The sequence below is a fragment of the Achromobacter sp. SIMBA_011 genome (assembly GCF_046535435.1).
Classification (GTDB): domain Bacteria; phylum Pseudomonadota; class Gammaproteobacteria; order Burkholderiales; family Burkholderiaceae_B; genus Achromobacter; species Achromobacter dolens.
Window position 1 is genome coordinate 1 of the sequence record NZ_JAWRWN010001144.1, and the last position, 240, is coordinate 240.

The 240-nt window shown below is 50.0% G+C and carries 1 protein-coding gene; it reads left to right on the plus strand.

Annotated elements, in window-relative coordinates:
- Positions 1-240: pyruvate formate lyase family protein (locus tag SB816_RS34620; RefSeq protein WP_410548577.1), on the plus strand; the 240-nt coding region annotated here is incomplete at both ends.

Below are 240 nucleotides of genomic sequence, written 5' to 3' on the forward strand. Positions count from 1 at the left end.
AGTGTCCATCGACACCTCTTCTCTGCAGTATGAGAACGATGACCTGATGCGTCCGGACTTCAACAACGATGACTACGCTATTGCTTGCTGCGTAAGCCCGATGATCGTTGGTAAACAAATGCAGTTCTTCGGTGCGCGTGCAAACCTGGCGAAAACCATGCTGTACGCAATCAAAGGCGGCGTTGACGAAAAACTGAAAATGCAGGTTGGTCCGAAGTCTGAACCGATCAAAGGCGATGT